General features: G+C 45.1%; 16 protein-coding genes. 13 read left to right on the top strand and 3 right to left on the bottom strand.

The window, feature by feature from the left end; translation table 11 throughout:
• Positions 1–10: 10 nt before the first annotated feature.
• Positions 11–1,576, bottom strand: a complete 1,566-nt coding sequence (gene lsrK, locus ACYVRA_RS06860; protein ID WP_461252001.1) for an autoinducer-2 kinase — start codon at positions 1,574–1,576, stop codon at positions 11–13.
• Between the two features lie 66 nt (positions 1,577–1,642).
• On the opposite strand from lsrK, the gene lsrF reads away from it, so the two are divergent.
• Positions 1,643–2,527, top strand: coding sequence for a 3-hydroxy-5-phosphonooxypentane-2,4-dione thiolase (lsrF, locus tag ACYVRA_RS06865; protein WP_461252002.1), 885 nt, complete (start codon positions 1,643–1,645; stop codon positions 2,525–2,527).
• A gap of 213 nt (positions 2,528–2,740) precedes the next feature.
• Here the strand turns inward: lsrF and ACYVRA_RS06870 are convergent, their stop codons facing one another.
• A complete protein-coding gene (locus tag ACYVRA_RS06870; RefSeq protein ID WP_461252003.1) occupies positions 2,741–3,949 on the bottom strand; it encodes a hypothetical protein in 1,209 nt (402 codons plus the stop codon).
• Positions 3,950–4,336: 387 nt separating this feature from the next.
• Here ACYVRA_RS06870 and ACYVRA_RS06875 point away from each other — a divergent pair, with 387 nt between their 5' ends.
• From ACYVRA_RS06875 to ACYVRA_RS06885, 3 genes are all read left to right on the top strand, one after another.
• Positions 4,337–4,495, top strand: a complete 159-nt coding sequence (locus ACYVRA_RS06875) for a hypothetical protein (RefSeq protein WP_461252004.1) — start codon at positions 4,337–4,339, stop codon at positions 4,493–4,495.
• Between the two features lie 259 nt (positions 4,496–4,754).
• Complete coding sequence (locus ACYVRA_RS06880) at positions 4,755–6,491, top strand: hypothetical protein (protein WP_461252005.1); 1,737 nt, start codon at positions 4,755–4,757, stop codon at positions 6,489–6,491.
• A 149-nt stretch (positions 6,492–6,640) separates the two neighbouring features.
• The gene (locus ACYVRA_RS06885; RefSeq protein WP_461252006.1) at positions 6,641–8,575 is read left to right on the top strand and encodes a hypothetical protein; all 1,935 of its coding nucleotides are present in this window, start codon (positions 6,641–6,643) and stop codon (positions 8,573–8,575) included.
• A 319-nt stretch (positions 8,576–8,894) separates the two neighbouring features.
• Here ACYVRA_RS06885 and ACYVRA_RS06890 read toward each other — a convergent pair whose 3' ends face one another.
• A complete protein-coding gene (locus ACYVRA_RS06890) occupies positions 8,895–9,761 on the bottom strand; it encodes a hypothetical protein (protein ID WP_461252007.1) in 867 nt (288 codons plus the stop codon).
• 386 nt (positions 9,762–10,147) lie between these two features.
• Here ACYVRA_RS06890 and ACYVRA_RS06895 point away from each other — a divergent pair, with 386 nt between their 5' ends.
• The 9 genes from ACYVRA_RS06895 to ACYVRA_RS06935 all read left to right on the top strand — a co-directional run bounded on the left by ACYVRA_RS06895 (position 10,148) and on the right by ACYVRA_RS06935 (position 21,684).
• Positions 10,148–11,239, top strand: a complete 1,092-nt coding sequence (locus ACYVRA_RS06895; RefSeq protein WP_461252008.1) for a septal ring lytic transglycosylase RlpA family protein — start codon at positions 10,148–10,150, stop codon at positions 11,237–11,239.
• Positions 11,240–11,332: 93 nt separating this feature from the next.
• Entirely contained in the window at positions 11,333–12,994 is a 1,662-nt protein-coding gene (locus ACYVRA_RS06900) for an SPOR domain-containing protein (protein WP_461252009.1), read from the top strand.
• A gap of 63 nt (positions 12,995–13,057) precedes the next feature.
• Positions 13,058–13,552, top strand: a complete 495-nt coding sequence (locus ACYVRA_RS06905; protein ID WP_461252010.1) for a chemotaxis protein CheW — start codon at positions 13,058–13,060, stop codon at positions 13,550–13,552.
• A gap of 29 nt (positions 13,553–13,581) precedes the next feature.
• Positions 13,582–14,730, top strand: a complete 1,149-nt coding sequence (locus ACYVRA_RS06910; protein ID WP_461252011.1) for a DegT/DnrJ/EryC1/StrS family aminotransferase — start codon at positions 13,582–13,584, stop codon at positions 14,728–14,730.
• A gap of 9 nt (positions 14,731–14,739) precedes the next feature.
• Entirely contained in the window at positions 14,740–15,606 is an 867-nt protein-coding gene (locus tag ACYVRA_RS06915; protein WP_461252012.1) for an NAD(+)/NADH kinase, read from the top strand.
• The gene (gene recN, locus ACYVRA_RS06920; RefSeq protein ID WP_461252013.1) at positions 15,599–17,326 is read left to right on the top strand and encodes a DNA repair protein RecN; all 1,728 of its coding nucleotides are present in this window, start codon (positions 15,599–15,601) and stop codon (positions 17,324–17,326) included. Before ACYVRA_RS06915 ends, recN begins: the two co-directional genes overlap by 8 nt.
• A complete protein-coding gene (locus ACYVRA_RS06925; protein WP_461252014.1) occupies positions 17,326–18,138 on the top strand; it encodes a hypothetical protein in 813 nt (270 codons plus the stop codon). The genes recN and ACYVRA_RS06925 overlap by 1 nt, the downstream gene beginning before the upstream one ends.
• A complete protein-coding gene (locus tag ACYVRA_RS06930; protein ID WP_461252015.1) occupies positions 18,135–19,928 on the top strand; it encodes an ABC transporter ATP-binding protein in 1,794 nt (597 codons plus the stop codon). The genes ACYVRA_RS06925 and ACYVRA_RS06930 overlap by 4 nt, the downstream gene beginning before the upstream one ends.
• Entirely contained in the window at positions 19,921–21,684 is a 1,764-nt protein-coding gene (locus tag ACYVRA_RS06935) for an ABC transporter ATP-binding protein (protein ID WP_461252016.1), read from the top strand. Before ACYVRA_RS06930 ends, ACYVRA_RS06935 begins: the two co-directional genes overlap by 8 nt.

A 21,684-nucleotide genomic window follows, 5' to 3' on the forward strand; every position in this document is an offset into this window, starting at 1 on the left:
TCCTCCTTTATCACATACCCGGCGCAAGCCACATGTACTTGGTTACTTTTTCATCGCTAAGTTTAAGCTGTGGCGCGTAAGCGGCTTTCCATTTTTCAAACGCCTTTTCGTAGATTTCGCTGTTTTCTTTGTTAGGTGAAAATACCTTTTCAATTTTAGCCAGTTTGCGGGCGGTCTCCTTTACGTCAGAGTACAGTCCGATGCCTTTCCCTGCCATGATGGCGGCTCCCAACGCCGTGGCTTCCTTCACTATCGGAACTTCTACCGGAATGTCTAGAGCGTCGGTCAGTATCTGAGGCCAGAGAGCGCTCTTTGACGCGCCGCCCGCGAAGACTATTTTTTGGGGGCGGCTGCCTGTCGCGGCTTCCACAAGACGAAGATGGCCTAGCGTTACAAGGGCGGTGTTTTCCATAATTGCGCGGTAAAAAGTAAATTTGTTAAATTTTTCGGGGTTAAGCTCGAAGTTTATAAAACTGGGGGCGGCGTGTTTCCAGTTGATGTAGTTCATCACGTCGGAGAACGCGCAGATCATGCCGTAACTTCCAGCGGGAATTTCCGTCGCCGCCTTGTCCATGAGAGCGTAGGGGTCGGCGTGCTGCTCGAGAGCGATGCGCTTTTCTTCGGCGCAGAAAGCGTCTCTGTACCATCGCATAACGAGTCCGGGATTGAAGGCGAGCGCCTCGTATTGCCACAGGCTGCCAATGGCGTGGCAGTTTACGCGCACGTCGCATTTGGGGGAACAATAGCCTGAGTCGGTGTTGTATTCGTACTGCCAGAAACTGCCGCCGAAAACTACCGCCTCATTAGTACCGACAACGCCAACTCCTATTGTGCCTAACTGGCAGTCTCCGCCGCCAATGACAAGGGGAGTGCCTTCAAGCAGGCCGGTTTGTTCCGCTCCTGTTTTGGATACTTTCGCGACCGCAGTCCCGCACTCCATTACGTCGGGGAAAATGTCATCGCGCAAGCCGCAGCGGCGGGCTATGCTTTTGTCCCATGTTCTTGTTTTAAGATCGAAAAGCCCCGTTGTTGATCCGTTGCTGGGTTCCACGGCGAGTACTCCTGAAAGTTTAAAAATGATCCAGTCGTTAAACATTCCGATGCGGGAGATTTTTTTGTATACGTCGGGAAGTTTATTCTTTACCCATAACAGCCGAGGCAGCGCGCCTAACGCGAAGGTTTGTCCGGATTCCATGTATAACTCTTTCTCAAGATTCGGGTCAATGCGTTTTAGCTGGGCGACTTCATCTCCGGCGCGGGCATCAACATTGGCGCACGCCCATATTTCCGCTCCCGCCGCGTCGTAAAGAACAATCCCTTCCCTCATACACGTGCTGGACAGCGCCGCTATTTGGGCGGGTTTAACGCCCGTTTCCGCCATGACTTCCCTGATGCAGGAACGGGTAATGTCCCAGTTGGTTTTCCAATCAAAATCCATGCTGCCAGGATACCGCGGGTCTTCCAAGTGTCTCCACTCTTTTTGAACGCAACCCGTTTGATTGCCGTTGGCATCAAAAATAACGGCTCGGACGCTTCCCGTACCCGCGTCAACCGCCATCAAATATTCGCCGGACATAAATCCCCCTTTTTATTTTTATTATTTTATCATACAATTTTATTTTATATAATATGGAGGATAATTATGGCAGATGTTGAAGGAACAAAAGTAGAGAAAAACTACCACATTGACGTACCTTTTAAGACAAACGGGAATTTTCATGTAAAGGGCGCGGGGAATCTTGATTGGGGGATGAAAAAACATTTAACCAATATTTTCAATCCCAAAAGCGGCAATACTGTGATGTTCGCTTTTGATCACGGTTATTTCATGGGTTCGGTCTCAGGCCTTGAACGGCTGGACATTCTTATCCCGCAGTTAATCGATCATATTGACGTGCTAATGGCTACGCGCGGCGCGCTGCGAACCTGCGTAAAGCCGAATTTCAGAAAAGGAATCGCCCTGCGCGTGTCCGCCGGTTCTTCAATGATAAACGACGACCTCAGCCACGAGATTGTCTCTGTAGATATAGAAGACGCTATCCGCATGAACGCCGACTGCATGGCTGTTCAAACTTTTATCGGCGCGGACGGCCAGCTTGAAAGCATTGATAATCTTTCCAAAGTGATAAACGCGGGCGCCCGTTACAGCATACCCGTTTTAGGCGTTATCGCCGTAGGTAAAGACATGGAACGCACCGATCACTACTTTAAACTTGCGACCCGCATCGTGGCGGAGCTTGGCGCGAACATCGTTAAAACTTACTACTGCGACAAGTTCGAGGAAATTGCCGCCGCCTGTCCCGTTCCCATCGTAGTAGCCGGCGGCAAAAAACTGCCCGAAAAAGACGCGCTTACAATGGCGTACCAGTCAATGCAAGGCGGCGCTCGCGGCCTAGACATGGGCAGAAATATTTTTCAAAGTTACCACCCCGCCGAAATGGCAGACGCTATCGGGAAAATTGTGCATAACAAATACACCGACAAAGAAGCGTGGGAGTTTTACTGCGAGAAGACTAAGACTAAGTAATATTTACAAAACATTATTCTCAAATTTTCTCTCGCAAAGGCGCAAAGGCGCAAAGTTTATGTCCGATAACCCATTATTGATCAAGATATATAATTTTGACTACAAATCTTGATGGAAAAACGATGATCTTGCAAACAACAACTTTGCGTCCTTTGCGTCTCTGCGCCTTTGCGTGAGGTCTTCGTTGTAAAATTTTTTAAGCAGAGTTTCTATTTACTTCGTACTCTTAGGCGCGTCGGGGTGATTTGGCCCGAAGCTCTTTAGCAGTACCAGAGGCTCAACCGGGCTTGTGTTCGTGATCACAATTCCTTTCTTCGCCGCGTCTTCGCTTACAAAGAATTCGTCGGCACTTTGTTGGCCAAAGCGCAACATTCCTGGCGCTTCGCAGTGGTAGGCGCCGAATTTGCCGTGTCCCTGTATGAAGATAATTCCGTGCGCCGCAGGCTCCTTAACGGTAACGCTCTTGCCGGGATTAACTGAAAGTTCCTTCGCGCTGAAGTATCCGTCATTGGCGTAGGAAATCCATTTCTCCTCGTAGTCGGCGTTTTTAACAATGGTGATTGGAGGGCGGCCAAAGCGTTTTTTGTAGTGGGGGTCGGTATTTTTTTCCCAATCCAAAAGGCTGAAAATATAGTCGATGTCGTCTTTTTTGTCGGGGGGACATTCGCCGTTCATAAATTCGCGGGGGTAGGTTACGCCGGAGACAACGTTTTCATGTACAGAATTTACGTCGCCGTTCCAGTTAAGTTCGTAGGTCATTACGGAGCCGGGGGCGTGAATGACTCCGGCGGGGGAGTACCAGCCCGAACCTAACTCAATGCGCCAGGCGCGGGAAAGTTCCGTAATGCGGTTGTCGCCCTTGTTGTAATCTCTCAGGCGCTGTTTTACTTCTTCCGGCTTTGTGTCCGGGTCGTAGCCGAAGTAAGTCGCGTTTATCTCTCCAGTGTGGCTTGCGAACTGGCGCGGGAAATAGTAGCACTCGGGCTTGCCGAGTTTGCCTACTCGCGCCGCGGCTTCCATATCAAGATGAAGGTGGTGGAAAAGCGGGGTTTTAAGGTCGTAGAATTTTGAAAAGACGGGGAACCCTTTGTACTTAGCCATAAGTTCTTTCCCGATGATTGCCTCCCCCAGAACTTCAACCGCTTCTTTCAAGCTGAATTTCTCATCGCTGCCATAATCAACCGCGACAAAACTCAATCCCTCTTGCGGCCCCGCCAACGGCCCGTTTTGGGCGATGTTAGTGGAAGACATCCACCGTTCTTTTATTGAACCGCGCTCAAGGCCGTAGGCGAAATAATCATCGGGATGAAGCCTCAGCCGTCTGCCCTCAACGCCAAATGGCCGAGGTATAAAATTGGGATTCAGGCGGAAAATGCCCTCTCCTTTTTGCAATGTTTTTTCTATTAAATCCTTATTAGCCATGTCTAAATTCCTCCATTATATTGGAATTTTCAAGCATTAATCACGAAATGTCAAGGTTTTTTTCCCCAAAGACTCACAAAGAACACAAAGGAAGAGAAGAACACAAAGAAGAGGGAGGAGGGGGTTTTTGTCCTAAGATTTAGCGTGAAGCTTCACGATGAGATAACGGACATAAACCTTTGATTTCTCTTTGTGATCTTTGTTTCTTAGCTCGGGAAAATCCCAAAGCCGGAGTTTATCGTTTTGTACAACTGCGTAAACCCGTATCCCGATAAGAAGGAGAAGAAAAAAATACTTGATAAAGCGTTCAAATCCGCGATAAACTATTGTATAAAGAATAATATCTTAAAGGATTTCTTAAAGAGGCATGGTTCGGAGGTAATAAATATGCTGTACGGTGAATATGACCCGGAAGTGGAAAAGAGAGTAATCCGCGAAGAAGAACGAGATTATTTCCTTGAATTGCTAGATCAAGATTTGACTAAAGAGGAAATTAAAGAGCGGATTCAACAGGAGAAAAAAATTCTTAATGAAACGCTGTTCTGAAAAACGCGGTTTTCTATACGGTGAATATGACCCTGAAGTGGAAATGAGAGTTGTCAGAGAAGAAACTCGCGAAGAAACTCGTGTGTGAAATGTTTTGACAAAACGGTTGAATTTGTCAATATGTTTGGAGAAATTGGCGTTTTAAGGCGAATATTTTGATGTATATGTCGGTTTTTTGTTACATATCTAGATTTTAATTTATTTTATAAAATAATTGTTCTATTTGAATAAATACGCAATTTGATATATAATTAATTTAATGGCGGGAAAAAACTCTGTAAAAACAGTAAGTGCTATTTTTCTCTTGTGTACGGTCGTTATAGGCCTGTGCGCCTGTATGGTTCCTGTCGATATTGAAGCGTTTTTTAATGATCCGCAGGTACAAGTGATTGTTGAGGCAACTAAAGAAAAAGTTAAAATACATGAAGATTCAGATGATTTCGCCAATTTAATAGCCGGAAACGGTAAAATCTCCGGTCTTACACCGGGCAAATATTTCAGAGTGGATGAGTATGATAAAGAAATGGTTTTTAAAAGAAGTCGTTTTATAAAGGCTAACGGCGATCTTGTGGGAACTCTAGGCGACATTGGCCCTTTGACGGGGAATCAAATTGGGAAGCTGACAAATTTTTATACCTATAAAATAAAATCGGCACAGCCATTTGGTGAGGGTACGTATGAATATTTTACTTTTGGAAACGGTAATAGCGCGTTAGAAGCTGATGTATCAAATAATGTCGGCATAACAACAGCGGTAATAGCAATTAATGAAACCGGCAAATATTACCTTGATCTTTCCAATGAAATTGATGTTAGTAAAAATTACGAAATAATGATGGTTCCAAGTACAAGAGCATGGGGTACTGTTTCACGTTTATCCGCCTATTATAAAGGCTCGCTTGCCAGTAATCTTCCAAGTGTAGGCTCGTCATATCAACAATATAATGTTTCTTCCGGAAAGGAGATTGGGATGTACCAATACCCTGACGCGGTTAATACCGGTAGTATTAATCTTAGAGGCAAGAGCATTATTGAATGTCCAGAGGCAGGTACTCCGCCAAGCGATTATGTTTTTATCGAATACGACAAAGATTATAATATAACGAAATTTATTTTTTTAAGAGTCGAGGTAAAACTAATACCAACAGCCGCCGATTTTACATTTGACAACTTAACTCAAACATACGGAGATGTTACTGCCGTAATAATAACGCCGAAAGACGGCAAGTCAAGCGGTGAAATCACAATTTATTACGAAGGTGCAAACGGCACAACTTATGACAAGAGTGATACCCTCCCGACAGATGCCGGCAAATACGACGTAACATTTGACGTAGCAGAGGCTGTCGGCTTTACCGCCGCAAGCGGATTATCCGCCGGAACGCTGATCATTAGCGAGGCTACCCCAACCGCCGACGATTATGACATTGACAACTTGAGCCAGACAGTGGGAAATATTACCGCCGTATCCATAACGCCAAAAGATGGCAAGTCAAGCGGGGGAATCACGATTTATTACGAAGGCATAGACGGCACAATTTACCCCAAGAATACCGCGCTTCCCTCCGGTAAAGGAAAATACGACGTAACATTTGACGTAGATGCGGCAGTAAACTGGAATGGCGTAACCGGGCTATCCGCCGGGACGCTGACCATTAGTGAACAAGAGGCGGTCATTATACATTTAGACCTAAATTGGACGACAGATGCGCCGGATACGGCGGATTTTACCGATTCTCAGGCTCAATATAGCGTACCAGCTAACACAATGGCATTAACGCTGTCAGTAACGGGAATAACCGCTTCTGAATCTACTTATAAATGGTATTTAGATGATAAGGTTGAATTAGGAACCGGAAACAACATAAACAACAATTATTCGCTTAATACTCCGGGTGATCAAATATGGTGGCAGCCCGGAATACATACTATTACTTTAATAGTAGATAATATGTATAGCTATTCATATCAATTTCCACTTTATTTCGCACCTTAACGGTGTATTTTATATGATTTGGCGCTTAATTTAGGCGTTGGTTTTAGGAGGTTTTATTGGAGTAAAGAGAATGAGTTGTATTTTTTTAAAAAATGTCGTATAATTACTTGTGTTACAAGTAGTAAAAAATTAGTAAAGAGGAGTTTTAAATGAAGACAAAAAAAATTTTATTTGCCGTGTTTACGGCGGCGCTGGTTACGGCGTTAATGATAGGTTGTAATGTTCTGCCGGACGATACAAGCCTTGAAGTTGTAAAGGTAAAGCAGCCCGCGCCTGATGGAAAAGTATTGGTTCGGTTGAATCCTGTGGATGAGAATTCAAACGCAAGGACGATTAGGCCTGATTTAACCACAGGCATTAGCCAAGTGAGTGATTTTCCTTACTTTATAATGACAGTCCACGACACTAGCGCAGGTTCTGGTGTTAATATGGACCTTGATAATACGCCTTTTGAGGGATATTTTGAGTATACCGCTTTTGCAGATGATCTAACATTAGATATCGATACCGAATATATTATTACAGTTACCGCTTGTTCTACCAATAATCCTTCAACCACAAATTATTTGGCATGGGGAACTGGTACTATAGACACTACCTCGGAAACCGATGTAACTATTGTACTACACCAAATTGTTGGCGATGTACTTGGTTATGAGGGTACAGGTACGTTTTCATGGAAAGTGCCAACAGCAGCGTTAACAACAGGAGGATATGAAACCGCTACGTTAAAACTTGATACTTTTGCAAATTTTAATAAATTAACTGAAGATCTACTAACTGGTAATAATAATAACGGCACAAACGCGACTATTCCTTCCGGTTATTACAAAATGTCTCTTGAACTGGGAAAAGACGGATTCCAGACTGTTTATGTACAGGAAATAGTCCATATTTATGCCGGTTTTGAAAGCAAATACGAGCCTGCGACATTGCCTACGCTAAGAAGTAACAGACACACAATAACCCTTAATTATGGTGATGATGAAGGAGAGACGGCTACTGACCGTATTACATCTACAACAATTAATCACGGTCTTACGTATGGTGATAATACTTATATTTCAGGCTCTCCTAAACATTCTAATCGCGCAGAATATCATTTCAATGAATGGCTCTATAATTCTAAAACTAGCACGACTACGCCAATGGTCTCTTCCGACGTGGTATTAAGACCGAATACCTTATACGCGACATGGACTGAAAATTCAACCCCAACAGAGACTGACTTTACTGTTTCACACCTGACCCAAACAAGTATCCCCTTTCAGGAGGTAGAAATAGCCCCGATCTCCACTGCTAAATCTCAAGGTACAATAACGATTTATTACGAAGGTACAGGTGGCACATCATACACAAAACAGGAAACTTTCCCCAATGCTGAAGGAAAATACACTGTAACCTATGACATAGCGGCGGATCTTGATCGTTGGAAAGCGAAAACCGGTCTAGACGGCGGAACGCTAACACTTAGTCTTAATAAGACCCCATTAGTATCCCATTACACTTTTGACCACCTTGTGCAGAAGGCAGACAGTGCTATCGCCGTAAGCATAACAAGGACAGACAGTGATCTTGATATTACATCCCCAGGCGCGATAACTATACATTACGAAGGTATAGCTCCCACATCATACGCGTCTAGTACCACAGTTCCCTCAACACCTGGAACCTACGCCGTAACATTTGACGTAGCGGCGGCAACTGGTTGGAGCGCTGCAACAGGCTTCTCAGCCGGAACGCTAGTTCTTACCGGATTATTCAATATCTCTTTTGATTACAAACCTGATAATGGTGATCCAGTAATTAACACTACTCTTGCAAATACTTATGCAACTTATGACCCATCACTTGGCACTCTTGATATAAAAGTAACATTGAGTAGTGAAGCCGGCGCTAATACCTTTACCTGGTATTTTGATACAAATAAAACTACTCCAATACAAACTGGAGCTGTTAGTACCCTTACAAAAACCCTTAATATTGCTACAGACTTTGATTGGTGGCAGGCAGGAGATTTTACTATTACGTTAGAGACAGATACTAACGCGAGTGTGACATTTACATTTGCGCATACATGGTAATAGCGGATAACATCCGGCGTCTAAATTAGGCGCCGGACGCTTTCAAAAAAGCGCGAAGCCTGGCCATCTGACCACTCTGGAGTGGTCAGACGGTCAGGCTTTTTTTATGAATAGGGAAGGGGAGGGAAGAATTAGGGAAGAAATTCACACGAAGAACACGGAGGAGGAGAAGAGCACGAAGAAGAGGGAATCATTGTCCGAAGACTATGCGCGGGCTTCACGCACAGATAACGAACAACAACATTGCTCATTGTTTCTCTTTGTGTTCTTTGTACCTTTGTGTCCTTTGTGTGAAACTTCTTGGCGAATTTTTGGCGCATTACGCCTGTTGATACAAAGTTTTCACCTTTTCAGGATCAAGCTGTGTAGCCGATATAACGGTTTCAATAGGAAAACCCATATTAATCATGTTTTGCGCAATACTTAACGATTTTCGTTCTTCGGCTCTGGCCTCCCATTCGGCGGCCAAGCCCGTTTCTTCAATCACTTGATTAAACGTATTTTTCATTTTTTTTATTACCTCCTTCATCGCCTTTTTATTTGCTCCGGATATTACATAAAAATACGCGCTTAACCGCGCCGCTTTTCCTTGCCGTTCTATTTCATCGCTTACCCGCGAAAATTCCTCATACCCCAGTTTGTTGCTAAGGCTTTTTAGCCACAGGTTTTCTTCCGCTGAAAGCCTGCTGCTGTCAATTAACTGTATGGGTATTATGTCCCCGATTACAGTATATATCCCTAAACCGGTTTCCGCAACATTATAACCCCGCTCATTTTTTAAATGTTCCAGCAGTTTTTTAGGGTAACGGCTTTCAACAAAAGAGATTGTCAGACTGGTTATGGGCACTTTGTTAAACGACGCGTAAAGGCAGGCGTAACCGTAGACTTTGTAGAAATCGGCTACCGAAACATAATCCCCCGGGTTTTTGTATTCAAGCAGATTCCATTCTCTGAATATGACTGCGATGTTTTTCTTAATAACGATATTTTTTGCCTTTTTTATGACAACGCAGTCTATCCGTAAAGGTTCACTAGTAAGCTGGTATTCAGGATGGAATTCAAGAACGTCCTGATACTCTTGAAGCTCCATTTGCAGGGCTTCCACAAAAGCAGGGTGCCACGAAGTACGCATTGAGTCTGAATCAATGCTCTTTTCCGTGTTCATTTTACTTTTCTCTGTCGGCATAGTTTACTCCCGGAAACAAGGTTTTATATCAAAAATTGACATACCTATATATGGCGCGAGGTGGCGGTTTTGCTTGACCGTTTTTGAAAAATTTTTCGAAAATATTTCTCACAAAGGGAGAATAGGGAAGAGATTCTCACAAAGAGCACTAAGGAAGAGAAGATCACAAAGAAGAGGGAAGAGGGGGTTCTTGTCCGAAGGCTAGGCGTGGACTTCACGATAAGATAACGGACATAAACCCCTTTTCCCCCTTTGTGTTCTTTGTCTCTTTGTGATCTTAGTGTGAGGTCTTGGCGAATAATTTCTCAAGATTTTTGCAAAAAATTAGATATTTTCTTGAAATCCGCGTTTTAATTCCTTAAACTTAAGTTAATGGACAAAAAATTATGATGAAAAAGTTATTTTTTACATTTTTTCTTATTTTTACCCTGTTTTTACCACTTGGGGCGCAGGTAAGATTGGGAAATTTTACCCAATCTGGAGTCGCAACTCAGGAAATGAAAGACGACGGACTTGTCGCGGCGCATTCTTCGCTTCCGTTAAATACAATCATAAGAGTAAAAAATGAAGCCGCTAACAAGGAAGTAGACGTAAAAATTACAAATAGAATAAGCAATTCGCCAAGCCGGATTATCGATCTTTCGGCGGCGGCGTTTAAAGCGCTGGAGTTAAAAAAAGGCGGAGTTGTTACAATTTCTGTAAATGCGGCGGCGGCAAGTACGTCGGCGCCTAGCACGTCAGCGTCGAGAGTCGCGACGGCGAATCCGGGAAATGGTCAAACTGGCTCAGGTCAAACTGGCTCGGGTCAAACGCCAGGAGTCGTTGTCGTTCAGCCGGGCGTTTCGCAGTCAGTTCCTGTACAAACAACTACCGCGCCTGGTACCACCGTAACATCAAGCCAGTTGCCTGGGATAAATGTCGTGGTTACAAATTCTACTCCAATTACCACTCCCGTCGCTCCCGTTAATCCTCCAACGTATACTCCCGGTTATCCTTATCCTCCCGCTTCTTCAAGAAACGAACCATATAACGGTGACAGAATAATTGTAATTAACACAAATCCTAACCCTGTATATTATCCGCCGCCAGCGTCCGCACCGACGGTTGCGTCCGCACCGGCAACTGCGCCCGCACCGGCGGCTGCGCCAGTACAGGCGCCTGCGCCAGTACAGGGAGCGCCTGCACAAGCAACCGCGCCTGCCGCATCTACACCGCAAAGTAATGGAGCGTATTTGGCATGGCTAATGGCGATGTCTATAGAAGCGCGCGAGGCAAGAGCGGCGCGTGAAGAACGTGAGATTCGCGAGGCTAGGGAAGCGCGTGAAATACGTGAATTGCGGATTGCCCGCGAAGAGCGTGAAGAAAGGGAAATTCGTGAGGCGAGAGAAGAAAGGGAAGCAAGAGAAGCGCGTGAAGCGAGGATTGCTCGTGAAGAGCGTGAGGCAAGGGAAGCTCGCGAGGCTTTGGAAGAGTTTTAATTTAGTTATGGCGGAGTTAGGGGTATTTTCTTGCAAAAGAAATTAATATTCCTTAAAATATATATGGAGGGCTTAATAACAGGAGTTATCACGATGAAACGGCTTTTTTTTGCTTTTTTATGCGCGTCAATAGTATCCCATCTTTCAGCTCAGACGAATCTGGGTGATTATTCCGTGCGCGGAGTTGCCAGCCAACAGATGACTCAACAGGGATTTGTAGGGGCGCATCCAAGTCTTCCGCTTAATTCAAAGGTAAAAATTTCAAATCCAAAAAATGGCAAAGAAATAGAAATAACTATTATTGAGCGCATCGATCCTTCATTAAACAGAATGATTGATATTTCGGCGGCTGCCGCGGGGGCTTTACAGATAAAAGCCGGCGACCAGGTAATTCTTACCGTAAACGCTCCGCCGCGCCCTGTGACACAGCCGCCGCGCCAACAGGAACCAATAGTTGATTTGCTGGAACCTGCTATTATTGCCAGAGAAACAAGACAACCTGACGCGGCAGTTCAAACAACTCCACAATCAACCGGACAAACCGCCGCGCAGACGACTCCGCAATCAACCGGACAAACCGTCGCGCAGACGACTCCGCAGTCAGCCGGGCAAGCCGCTACGCAGACGACTCCGCAATCAGCCGGACAGGCCGCAGCGCAGACAGCAGCACAAACGCCTTTAACCGGACAGGAGCCTGTTGTCAGAGATCAGCAGGCCGGTACAGGCGATAATGGAACCGCAAGCGCTCAAACTTCGCCGGACGCGAAACCCAGTGATGGTTACTATCCTGAATTTTTTGTAAATGATCCAACTGCCAGAGACGCGTTTATTTCCGGCGCTAACGGCAATGATCCTGAATTCCTCGCATGGTTAATGGTTATGACTGTTGAAGCTAGGGAAGCGCGTGACGCGAGAGAGGCAAGGGAAGCGCGTGAAGCAAGGGAATTAAGGGCTATTAGGGAAGAACGTGAAATCAGAGAAGCAAGGATCGCGAGGGAAGCGCGTGAGGCAAGGGAGTTAAGAGAGGCAAGAGAGGCCCGCGAGGCGAGGGAAGCGCGGGAGGCAAGAGAAGCAAAGGAGGCAAGAGAGACAAGAGAAAGGCGTGAAGCTGCTAAAGCGGCTGCGGCGCAGAAAGAGGCTCAAGCCGCGGCTCAGAGAGAAGCTCAAGCCGCGGCTCAGAAAGAGGCTCAAGCCGCAGCTCAAGCGTCTGCACAGGCAGTTCAAACATCTGCACAACCAGCCCAATCCGATCAGGCTCCGGCAAGCGCTCCTGCGGATACTACTCAAACGAATCAGCCTGTGATAAATTTGCCTTCCACAGAAAGGCCAAAAAGAGATATATGGCCGTTAAATCCGGATATGAATGAACCTGTTTCCAGAAGGTCGGCTCCATCTTCAGATTTAAGAGTTTCCGCCAACCAGTCGCAGACTGTTCAAAATCAGCCGTCTGCCCAAAATCAGGAAACGCGGCAGGCAAGGCTTGAGCCTGTAAAACCGGAGGCTTTAAAGATTATTCCATGTCTTCCTGACAGACACTCCGGCAAGGTTTATAAGTTGCAAATTGGGGCGTTTTCATCGCAAGATACCGCAAATAAAACTGCCGCGCTTCTTAAAAATTCGGGTTTTAACGTGGAAATTGAGTATTCTGGGGCAATTTATCGTGTTTTTGCAGTTAAAATTTCCTCTGCCGACGTATATTCAGCGTCAGTCAGGCTGGGTTCTTTGGGATTTGGCCAGATTTGGGTTAAAGAATAAATTTCTACTTGATCATTAATGCAAATGTATGATATATTAGAATAAAGATGGAGGATATTCCAAGTGGCGACAAAAGCAGAAATTAATAAATCAGAGTCTAGTCAATTAGTTACTTTTCACCTCGGAGAAGAACTATACGGTGTTAATATAATGGACGTTAAGGAAATTGTCCGCGTACAGGCAATCCGTTCTATTCCCAACGCGCCAATTTATGTGGAGGGAATATTCAACCTTAGAAGCGAAATTATTCCAATTATCAGCCTGCATAAAAGGTTCCATTTAAAGAAATTGGCGGTTTCCGAAGAAGATGAATTATTGTCAGGCTTTGTTATTGTCGATATAGACGGGATTAAATTAGGGATCATTATTGACAGGATTTCACGGGTAGTAACAATAGAAAAAGACGACATTCAGCCGCCGCCTCAGATGTTTTCAGGCATTGGCGCTGAGTATATTCAGGGCGTTGTTCACCAGGAAGAAGGATATTTAATTATTCTTGACATAAGAGACCTCTTTAATCCGAAAGAACTTAAGAAAATTTCCGAACTTAGAAGATAGCTCAATACGGGTTTGATTTCGGGTAACGCATGAAAATAGAAATTTATTCTCCCACAATCAGGCGCAAAGAAATGGATTCTGTCTTAACGGCAATGGTGGAAGAAAAAATCGGTCCGGGAGAGCGTAGCCGCCTGCTGATTCAAACCGCGAAAGAACAGCTTCATTTTGATTATGCCCTCGCCCTGCGAAGCCCCGCCGTCGCTTTGTTTACGGCGCTTAAAGCGTTAGCCCTTTCGGGCAACCCCGCGGGCAACCCGCAGGATAATTCCGCGGAAGGACAAGCGGCTGCTAACAAAGCGGCGGTGATTTCCGCGCTTTCTCCGAGGTATTATTTGCAGGTGTTACAAGATTTAAACATAACGCCCTTGTACTGCGACGTGAGTTATGATTTCCCGTGCATGAACAGGGAACTAATCGAAAATACAGTCGCCAAAAAACCGCAAGGGCTTGAGGTTTGCGCCATTGTCCTTCATCACACTTTAGGCTTTACTCCCGACTCAGCCTCCATTGCCGAATTGGGCATTCCCGTAATAGAAGATATTTCGCAAAGTTACGGAAGCTGGCTTAAACCTATAAAAAAAGACAAACAGCAGGACGACGCGCCGCCTTCTTCAACAGGCAAATCTGAAAAAGAAGAGCCAAATGTAAAGTTTAGCGGAGTATTCTGCATACTGGGTCTTGAAGAAAGAGATATGCTCACCAGTGGCGGGGGCGCTTTGCTCTTTGCGATGAATAGGAAAGAAGGAATGTTACTGCGTAATTTCGCCGGGTTAGCCGATGAGTATTTTCTGCCTGACATTAATGCCGCGCTTGCCATTGTTCAATTTAAAGAGTTGCACCGCAATATTACAAGAAGACATGAAATCGCGCAGGTTTATATTCAGGCGAGCCTAAGGACAAGGCACAAACGTTTTATCCCGATTAATGAAAATGAATACTGCAATTATGCGTTCTCGCTTGTTTTGGAAACGGGGCTTAAAGACGTAACCGCTTACGCGAGAAAAAAAGAAATCGAAGTTGAGAACGCGTTTGAAAATACGATAGCAGGCCGCGCTCATTGCGACAACTGCCCTGTCAGCAACTCTCTTGTAATGCGGACGGTTCTTTTCCCGATGTATCCGCGGCTGCGTTCTGGGGATGTGGAGCGTGTGTCGCGTCTTATTATGACTCTTCCATAGGAGCTTGTTATGGGTAAAAAGGTAATTCTATTTGTAAATGTCGTCAAAAAAAACACGGTATTAGCCGCGGATGAAATAAAAACTGAATTGGAAAAACTCAAGGCGGAAGTTACCGTATTTCACATTAAGGACAAATCTACAAGCCTGTCAGAAGAAGGATCCCCGCTTCCGAATGACAAGTGGGACATAGCTTTTTCTCTCGGCGGGGACGGTACTGTTCTGTATACGGCGCGAAGCGTCGCCCCGTTGGGAGTGCCTATTATGCCGATCAATCTTGGGACGCTTGGCTTTATCGCGGAAGTAAATAAAAATGACTGGCTTGACGTTTTTTTAAGATGGGAAAAGGGAGAGATTGCCCCCAATCGCAGATGCATGATGGAAATTTCCGTTGAGCGCGATTCTAAAATAATAAAAAATTATTTCTGCCTTAACGACGCCGTTGTTTCCTACAAGGAGATAGCGAAACTTATTAAACTTAACGCGCATGTAACAGGTGCACAGTTGGTCTCTTACAGGTGCGACGGGCTGATTGTCGCGACTCCCACAGGCTCAACCGCCTATTCCATGTCGGCGGGCGGGCCTATTTTAGACCCGGAAATGGAAGCGCTGATACTTAACCCAATCTGCCCGTTTCCCCTTACAAACAGGCCGTTTGTTCTTAATTCGCGCAAAACGCTTACAATAACAGTAGCCGAAGAGCAAAGATCGGGCGTAATATTAATGGTAGACGGGCAGGACACCTTCCCCCTTGAATGTAAAGATAAAGTTCATATTAAGCAGGCCGCCTTTGGCGCTGAATTGATATTTAACGGGCAATCGATTTATTATCAGGCGTTAAGAACGAAACTTTTCTGGTCAGGGGACGCGAATGCTTGAAGAGCTTTCTATTAGAAATTACGCTCTTATTGATTCCATTACGCTTTCTTTCCGCCGCGGCTTTAACGTTCTTACCGGTGAAACGGGAGCGGGCAAATCTATCATTGTCGGCTCTTTAAGTTTTTTAATGGGCGCGAAGGCGGAGACTGACGTTATCCGCTCAGGATGCGAAGAAGCCGCAGTTTCCGCAGTAATATCAGTAAGCAAGAATAACGCCGACGCGAATGAATGGCTAAAAGCGCGCGATATTGAATGTGAAGAAGACACAGTTATAGCGCGCAGAAGCATTAAAACGTCGGGCAGGGGTTCTGTTTTTATTCAAAATGTTCCCGTAACGCGGCAGGATTTATCGGAGTTCATGGGGCTGTTATTCGATCTTCACGGTCAGCATAACCACGAGTCCCTCCTTCGCAAGGACAGCCACCGCCGCTATTTGGACAGTTTTGCGGGAATTGAGAACGATGTTAAAGAATTTTCCGCGCTTTTTGTGGAACTGACAGACAAGCGCAAAACTATGGAAGCTTCCCTAAAGAGCGAGCGCGAGAGGGAAGACAGGCTTGAAATTTTAAATTACGCGGTGGACGAGATTACCAAAGCCGCTATTCACACGGGGGAGTTTCGAGAACTGGAAAACGAAGCGCAAAAATTATCGGACTTTGAAAAATTGGCGGGCTTTATCAATACCGCGGCCTCCTGTTTTATGGAGGGAGAGCAGTCGGCGTTAAGCCTTACGCGAAGGGCGAAAAACGCCCTTGACGGCGCGTCCGCTGTTGATTCGTCTCTTGGGGAAATAAACAGAAGGTTTGAAAACCTGTACTATGAAGCGGAGGATATCGCCGGGGAATTCCGCTCTTATAAAGAGAGCCTCGCTTTTGATCCGCAAAGGCTGGATGAAGTAAATGAACGTCTTGCGTTTTTAAATAAATTAAAAAAGAAGTACGCCAAAGACAGCCAGACGGGGAATGAAGAAGAAGCGATACTGTTGTACAAAACAACCGCGCAGGCGGAGATAGAAGCCCTCAGCGGGGCGGAAGAAAACAGGGGCAAGTTAAAAGAGGCGATTGGCGTTTTGGAAAAAGCGATTGTTTCAAAGGCGCAAATTTTAAAAGAAAAACGGACGGCCGCCGCGATAAAATTAAGCCAACTAATAACGGAGATTTTAAAAAACCTCGGAATGCCTAACGCGCGTTTTCAGGCGGCGGTTTTACCGAGGAAAAATGAAGGGCAGACTTCTTACGGGCCTTATGGAACAGAAGACATCGACTTTTTAATTTCTGCGAATACCGGCGAGCCGCTTAAAGACCTCGCGAAAATTGCCTCCGGCGGGGAACTTTCAAGGGTAATGTTGGCGATTAAAACCGCCCTTTTGTCCGATACGCGGCGCGATGAGACGGAAAGCGTTGAAACCCTCGTATTTGACGAGATAGATACAGGCATTGGCGGGGAAGTCGCCCTGAAAGTCGGCGAATATCTGACAAAAATCGGCGAATTTAAGCAAATTTTTTGCGTAACACATCTAGCGAGTATCGCTGTTCGCGCCGATAATCATTTTAAGGTAGAAAAAAGAACCGAAGGGGGCAGAACCTACACCGGAATCGGGCCATTAAGCGCCGAAGGACGGAAAAAGGAGATTGCCAGGATGTTGGCTGGGGACGCGGGAGAAGCCGCAATCGCCCATGCTGACGATTTGATTCGTAAATACGGAAAACGGAGCGGTTGATGGCGAAGATTACCGACCAGGAAAAGTCGATATACTACGATAAAGTAAAAATTTATGTGGCAATGACGCGGGCGTTATTGGATACTGAAAAAAAACTTCTTGTGGAAGCGAGAAAGAACACGTCAAATTCACCCATACAAAAACTTGCCCTTTGCGACGAGATGCTAAATTTGTCTTCATATTATATCGTTATAAACGGAATGTCACAAACTGTCTTAAAAAATAAAAATGAAGAAGCTTTAAACGACGCGAGAAAATCGCTTTACAAGGCGGTAATTTACCTTGAAGAAGTAGTCACTAATTTAATAGACGCCCCCTTCTCCGATTATGAGGAAAAACTTTCAATGATAGAATCTTTTAATCAGGATCAAAGATATAACCTAATTTGTAAAATGGGGCTTGCTATTGATATGCTTGAGCAGGCTTACGGCGACAATTCAAAATGGAGATGGACATTTGTCGATATTGAAGGCCGTTTTGCCGTAACCGCGAAAAATATAATTAATTTAAAAAATGTTTACGAGAACACTGCTCCCGGCGCGGAATATTATGATTCCACCGTGTATCATCTTAGATTAGTAAAAAAACTTATAGCGCAGGCGGCTGACCGTTACCGTGAAAAATACGAACTTTCTACGGGGCAAATTCTTGATTTTAAAACGGGTATAAACTTCCTTGGCGCGTTACGCCGTTTGCACATTGTTCTTGCCGAAAGTGAAGAAGCTAATGAAATAAAAAAGAAATTGGCAATCTGGTCAGCCAAACTTGAGACAGATCATAAGAAGCAAGAAGAAGCTAAAAAGAGACCATGAGCCGTCCCAATATCTCTTTGAAGGAATACAAGGCGCTTCTTCCGTATCTATCGCGTTATAAAGCGCAATATATTACAGGCGTTATTTTCCTTATAATCGTAGACGCGGCGCAGATAGCTATTCCGCAATTTATCCGCGTCGTAATAGACCTTATTTCCAGCGGTAATTTCCAGTGGCGTAGAATATTTATTCTTTCTCTGTGGATGGTCGCCATAATGGCGGTTGTCTCGTTAGGCCGATTTTTATGGCGCTATTTTATCAACGGATCTTCAAGGCGCATAGAAACCGAATTGCGCGAAGCGTTATACGAACATCTTCAAAAACTCTCTTGGGACTTTTATCAGAAAAATAAAATCGGTGACTTAATGGCGAAGGCGATAAACGATCTTCACGCGGTTAGGATGTCAATTGGAATGGGGATTGTCGCCCTATTTGATTTTGTTTTTATGGCGACTTCCATATTAATAATCATTTTTATCCAAGACGCTCGTTCAGCCCTTGTTTCAATAATCCCTTTGCCCTTAGTTACGGTATTGATTCTTCTTTTTGGAAGCATGGTAGGCAAAAAATTCTTAGCCGTTCAGAGATCATATTCAAAAGTGAGCGATAACGCGCAGGAAACTTTCGCCGGCATCAGCGTGATAAAGTCCTTTGTTAAAGAATGGTGGTTCATTAAAAAATTCGCGGATTCAAATGAAGACTACCAAAAAGCGAACATGGAGCTTGTGCGCCTGTTTGGTTTCTTTTTTCCTTTTATCAGTCTTCTTTCCGGGTTTACGGTTTTAATCATGCTCGGTATCGGCGGCCTGCGCGTAATAAACGGTTTAATGACTCCAGGAAGCCTTGTCGCCATGTTCAGATATTTGTCCATGCTGATATGGCCGCTGATGGGGGCTGGCTTTATGGTAAACGTGATCCAGCGCGGCGCCGTCAGTCTTGGAAGAATAAACGAAGTGTTAAACACAACGCCCTCTATCCGCGACGGTGAAAATACCTCAACCGCGCAAAGTACGCAAGGGGTTCCCGCCCTAGAAATCAAAAACCTTGAATTTTCGTACCGTGAAGAAGAGACTGTCTTAAAAGAAATTAATTTAAAAATTGAGCGCGGTCAGTGGCTTGGAATCATGGGGAGAACAGGGTCGGGAAAGACGACGCTGATAAAAACATTTACGCGGATGATAGATCCGCCTCGTGGCAGCGTAAAAATTTTCGGCATTGACGCGCTTGATTGGCCTTTGGAAGAATTGCGAAAACTTTTCGCGGTAAGCCCCCAGGACAGCTATCTTTTTTCTGACACAATAGCGAATAACATCGCCTACGGTTTGGACGACAGCCAATTTCAAACGCCTAACGAAAAAGATGCGGCGGTTGACAACGCTGTTTCCTTTGCTTCTTTAAACAAAGATTTGGGATTTTTCCGCGACGGAAAAAATACGCTTGTAGGTGAGCGCGGTTTAACGCTCTCAGGAGGCCAGAAGCAAAGGACTGCAATCGCAAGAGCCGCCATCATGGACAGCGAATTCCTTATTTTAGACGATTCCCTGTCCGCGGTTGATAACGAAACAGAGTTAAAAATACTGGAGGCTTTAAGAAGGGAAAGAAAGGGAAAGACGACAATTATTATTTCGCACAGGGTTTCCTCCCTTAAATACGCTGATAATGTGCTTGTTTTGGATAAGGGAAAAGTTCTTGAGTACGGAAGCCCGTCGCGGCTTGTAACGGAGGGCGGCTTCTACAGCAGGATGGCGGCTTTTCAAAAACTGGAGTCTCGGGCGGGAACAAATGACTGACAGTTATTTTGAAACTGACAATATAACAAAAGAATACGACAGCCGCCTTGTGAGGCGTATTATGTCGTATTTAAAACCATACAAAAAAATCGTAATCGTCACTCTTGCCGCGCTTGTTATATCGACTCTTGGAGAACTATATATTCCCGTTTTACTCCAGAAGATTATTGACGAAGCCATACTTAAAAAAAATATTCCCTTTCTTGTCCACGGGTGCGTTCTTTATTTGATAATACTGGTCTTTGTTTTTGGTTTTACTTTTTTGCAAACATGGACTTCAAACCTGATGACTCAGGGCGTAATGAAAGACATGCGTCTTTCTCTTTTTAAAAAAACTCTCTCCCAGTCAACGGGCTATCTTTCGCGCCACCCAGTCGGAAGAATCGTTACGCGATTGACAAGCGACGTGCAAACAATGGACGAGTTTTTTACAACCGTGCTTGTCGCTTTTTTAAAAGATATTGCGATAATGATCGGGGCTGTCGCGACCATGTTCGTGCTTTTGCCGCATATGGCAGTTGTCGTTCTTATCACTCTGCCGCCCGTGCTTGTTGTAACTTTAATAAGCAGGGTAAAAGCGCGTGACGCGTTCAGAAGGCAAAGAACCGCGTCTTCCAAAGTGTACGCGTATCTTGCCGAAAGGCTTGCCGGAATGCAGGTGGTGCAGCTTTTCAGGCAGGAGAAAAAAAGTTTAAAAGAATTTAAAGAGGGCAATCAGGAGTTTCTTGACGCGAATCTTGGAGAGATGTACGTGTTCGCCACGTTCAGGCCGATAGTCGAATGGCTTTCCACGTTGACAATGGCGGTCGTTATTGTAGTCGGCGCGAAAATGGCGCTCTCGTCCTCGATATCTCTTGGAGCGTTAATCGCTTTTATCAATCTTGTTCAAATGTTTTTTCAACCTGTAACCGACATTGCCGAAAAATACACAATGCTTCAATCGGCTATGGCTGGCGGGGAAAAAGTTTTTAAGCTGATGGACACGGATGAGCAAATCCCCGATAACGGAACTGTGGAAATAACGGCCGCCCGCGGCCATATTGAATTTGACAATGTGCATTTTGCGTACAAGGCGGGAGAAGACGTTTTAAAGGGGCTGACATTTTCCGTAAAGCCGGGGGAAATGGCGGCGATAGTCGGGTATACGGGCGCGGGTAAAACCACCATCATCAATGTTCTTGCCCGCCTGTGGGACATTGACGGCGGTGAAATCCGTCTTGACGGCGTGCCGATTAAAAATATCCCTCTTGATAATTTACGCCGCTGCATAATGCCCGTCACTCAGGACGTAACTTTATTTTCCGGCACGATAGAGGAGAACATCAGTCTTGGGCTTGATCTTTCACAGGAAGAAATAATTGAGGCGGCGAAAACAGTTCACGCGCATGAATTTATTTCCGCTCTGCCCGACGGCTATAAGACTGAGCTTTCAGAAAAAGCCGCGAATATTTCCACCGGCCAAAGGCAGTTAATAAGTTTCGCCCGCGTAATCGCCCATAACCCGCGCGTAGTAATTCTTGATGAGGCGACAAGCTCTATTGATACCGAAACGGAAAGATTGATTCAGCTTGGGATAAAGAGGGTATTAGCCGGAAGAACTTCGTTTGTCATCGCCCACAGGCTTTCTACGATTAGGGACGCGGATTGTATTTTTGTTCTGTCAGGCGGCCGTCTGGTAGAGCAGGGCAGTCATGAGGAGCTTATCATTAAAGATGGAATTTACTCAGGTCTTTACAGATTGCAATATGAGGATTAA

The sequence above is a fragment of the Treponema sp. R8-4-B8 genome (assembly GCF_054786175.1).